This is a genomic window from Mesorhizobium sp. M7A.F.Ca.CA.002.09.1.1 (genome assembly GCF_003998555.1).
GTDB classification, from domain to species: Bacteria; Pseudomonadota; Alphaproteobacteria; order Rhizobiales; family Rhizobiaceae; genus Mesorhizobium; species Mesorhizobium ciceri.
The window spans coordinates 1-3,169 of record NZ_RZRR01000677.1 but is presented as its reverse complement, the minus strand read 5'-3'; the positions used below and the strand labels follow the sequence as shown (position 1 = coordinate 3,169).

The 3,169-nt window shown below is 62.0% G+C and carries 4 protein-coding genes and 1 pseudogene; 3 read left to right on the top strand and 2 right to left on the bottom strand.

Going from position 1 to position 3,169, the window contains the following annotated elements:
* Nucleotides 1-416 (top strand): CoA transferase (locus EN994_RS24335; RefSeq protein WP_206530486.1); only part of this gene is annotated, 416 nt, incomplete at its 5' end.
* Entirely contained in the window at nt 413-1,264 is an 852-nt protein-coding gene (locus EN994_RS24330; protein WP_063168996.1) for a citryl-CoA lyase, read from the top strand. The genes EN994_RS24335 and EN994_RS24330, both read left to right, overlap by 4 nt.
* A 4-nt stretch (nt 1,265-1,268) precedes the next feature.
* On the opposite strand, the gene EN994_RS24325 is transcribed toward EN994_RS24330, so the two are convergent.
* Nucleotides 1,269-1,739, bottom strand: a complete 471-nt coding sequence (locus tag EN994_RS24325) for an NUDIX hydrolase (protein ID WP_013529616.1) — start codon at nt 1,737-1,739, stop codon at nt 1,269-1,271.
* A 126-nt stretch (nt 1,740-1,865) separates the two neighbouring features.
* Nucleotides 1,866-2,174: a hypothetical protein gene (locus tag EN994_RS24320; RefSeq protein WP_013529617.1), complete on the bottom strand. Its 309-nt coding sequence runs from the start codon at nt 2,172-2,174 to the stop codon at nt 1,866-1,868.
* Between the two features lie 398 nt (nt 2,175-2,572).
* Between EN994_RS24320 and EN994_RS24315 the strand changes: the two are divergent.
* Nucleotides 2,573-3,169: pseudogene (locus EN994_RS24315) on the top strand (hypothetical protein); the annotation flags it as partial.

The window sequence follows — 3,169 nt, the reverse complement described above, 5'->3', positions numbered from 1 at the left end:
AGTTCGTGGCGCTGTGCCGGCTGATCGGCCGGCCGGAATTGGCTTCCGATGTCCGCTATGCAGAGCGCGAGACGCGCAAGCGCAACCGTGCGGCGCTTAAAGTCGAGATCGAGGACGCCCTGGCGGGCGCCTCGGCGGCGGCCTGGGAAGAGACGCTCAATCGCGCCGGCGTGCCTGCCGGCAGGGTGCTGACGATCCCGCAAGTGCTGGCCGAGCCCCAAGTCCTCGAGCGCCAGGTGACCGCGCATTTCGACGATGTGGCTGGCATGAAGAAGCCGCTGACCGTTTTGCGCGGCGGCTTCATGGTCGATGGCGAGGCGCCCTTGCCGACAAAGCCGCCGCCGGCGCTCGGCGAACATATGAGCGAGGTGTTCGCCGACCTGCCGCCCCGCACCAGGACAAAGGCACGCGCATGAGCGGCACGGAGAAGAAGACGGGCCGTGAGCGCGGCGAGGAATGGTGGCAGACCGACATCATCGAGATGCGGCCAGGTGTCATCCGGCTGCGTGGCTACGAGATCCAGGATCTGATCGGCCGCGTCAGCTTTCCGGCTGTCATCTGGCTGATGCTGCGCGGCGAACTGCCCAGCGAGGACCAGGCAGAATTGCTCGGCATTGCCTTGGCTGCCGCCGTCGACCATGGACCGCAGGCGCCATCGATTGCCATCGCGCGCATGGCTGCAACCTGCGGCGTCGGTATCAACAGCGCCATGGCCTCGGCCATCAACGTTCTCGGCGACGTGCATGGAGGCGCCGGCGAGCAGGCGCTTTCCTTTTATGGTGACATTGCCGTGGCGATTGATGCCGGGATGACGCTGAATGAGGCGGTCTCGGCGCGGCTCGACCGGTTCTTCGCCGAGGAGAAGGGCTATGTGCCGGGGCTCGGACATCGCTTCCATCCCGTCGACCCGCGCGCGCCGCGCTTGCTGGAACTGACCCGCGAATTTGCCGCACGCGGTGCCGTCAATGGGCGTTTCGCCGATATCGCCGAAGCGGTCGAGGCGGATGTCGAACGCCGCAAGGGGAAAAAAATACCCCTCAACATCGATGGCGCCACCGCCGTCATCTATGGCGAACTCGGTTTTCCGCCGCCGCTGACGCGAGGGCTTTTCGTGCTGTCGCGCTCGGTCGGCATCCTGGCGCATGCCTGGGAGCAGTCGCAGCAGGCCGAGCGAAACAAGGGGCCGCTGCCGCGCGAGTGGCTGTGGGCCTATACCGGCACGCCGGTGCGGCCGTTTCCCGAAAGCGATGACCCCGGCGAGTGAGGCTCTACGCCTGGTCCACCTGCACAGGGATCTTCAGCGTCTTCACCAACGTTGAAAGATCCGGCTCGTCGATGAGCATGGCCGCATCGGCTGGCGCCAGCCAGGCCCGCTGGCGTCGTTTGGCTTCCTGCCAGTCGGCCAGTTCCTCGCTCACCTCGAGCAGGTAGACGATGACGTCGACGCGGACAAAGCGATTTGCCAGCCGCTTCCAGTAGGAATAGGTGCCCGCCGGCTGCTTCAGCGTCTTGCCGAGCACGCCGGCTTCCTCCTGCGCCTCGATGGTGGCCGCCTTGCGTCCGCTCTTGCCCTTCATCGGCCAGCCCTTGGGGACGATGAAGCGCCTGGTGGTACGCGACGTGACCAGCATCACCTCGATATCGCCACGCGCGGTCAGCCGGAAGGGAATAGCCGCCACCTGGCGGATTCTCTCGCCCTTCTTTGCCTTGCGTACGGCCTTTTTCTTGGTGGCTGCCATTCGTCAATCCAGTCGATGCAATGCCGCATAGCGCGACAAGGCGTCGTTGCAAAACCAAAACTTTCGCATGTGCCAACGACACTCGAAATACATAAGTCGGCTAAATAAACGAAAAAGGCCTTGATGTCAGCGGCAATTGCTCACGGCGGTGGTGCCGATTATCTGTGTCTGGCAGCTTGGCTTGAGCTGCTGCACGACCGGTGGCGGTTGCTGAAAGATCTGGCGGTCCTGGGCGCGATTCTGCTGCTGTTGCTGTTGATATTGCTGCCGCTGTATCCTGTTTTGCAGGATTTGCAGGTCGTTCTGCCGGATCAGCGCATTGTTGCCGGTAGCGGGATTGAGCGCTTGCGCGGAAGCCGGCAGGCAAACGCCCGCCAGCACTGCCGTGGCCAGCATTGCCACTGTGAAGATCGTTGATGGCCGAAGTGCCGACATCCGTTCATTCCCGCGCAAAAACTCTGTCCTTTGATATAGGGCGTTTGCGCGTCGATGCCATGGCCAGCGGGTCGAGTATCACGAAATCGGGCGGTCCAATCGCTTTGTTCTGCGATTTCGGCCGCGAAACGGCAGATAGTCATCATATGATGACTATGAAACGTCGGTGGCTTTGGTCAGTGTTCCCCACGTAAATTTTTGGTTTCATCCGGCATAAGTTAATGTATTCTAATTGAGTCAGAGCTCCGCAAGTGGGAATACGGATGCCCTGTTTTAATGCATTGAACCTTATTGCACAGTGCCGGCATCCTTATTGCAATTGCATGAGCAGAGCATAGCGGTGGCGTCGGACTCAAGCAGGCATTGAGGCGCGCCCCCGTAAAATGGGGGGTAAGTGCATGGCTTTGTTCACAGAGCGCGTTGCCGTATTGTCGTGCGCATCGGCCGACGACGGTTCAGCCAGGGCATGTTCTGAGGAAGTTCTTCGTGATGCCGCGGCGACTCAGAAGGGTTTGCCCGGCCGGCCGAATCAATGTCTCGCCACTCTGCCCAAACGGATAGCTCGATTGCTTTGCGCTACGGCACTGGTGGGGCTGGTCTTTCCTTACGCTCAATCTCCGGCCCATGCGCAGCAATTGTCCATCAATACGGATGGTGCACCGGGCGACAATGGTGATGACGGAATCGGTACTGCTGACGCCGGAGATGGCCATTCGCCGGTGGCGCCGGCTACGGGAACGAATAGTGTCGGCCGCACGACCTCCGGGGAGGCCGCTTTCGTTGGCAGCGCCCGGGGTGGGCGCGGCGGCGATGGCGGCTCGGCTGTCCATGCAACAGCCGTCCCGCCTTTTGTGGAGATCAAGGGTGGTAAAGGCGGCGATGGCGCCAAGGGCGGAACCGTCGATATAACAAACAACGCATCTGGCGCCCTCGAAACATCGGGGGACAATGCTCCCGGCATATCGGGCGACGCCAGCGGTGGGGATGGTGGTAAC

Bases quoted from the DNA above. Each gene is read 5' to 3' on its own strand.
- EN994_RS24330 (WP_063168996.1), top strand. From the start codon at position 413: ATGAGCGGCACGGAGAAGAAGACGGGCCGTGAGCGCGGCGAGGAATGG.
- EN994_RS24320 (WP_013529617.1), bottom strand. From the start codon at position 2,174: ATGTCGGCACTTCGGCCATCAACGATCTTCACAGTGGCAATGCTGGCC.
- EN994_RS24325 (WP_013529616.1), bottom strand. From the start codon at position 1,739: ATGGCAGCCACCAAGAAAAAGGCCGTACGCAAGGCAAAGAAGGGCGAG.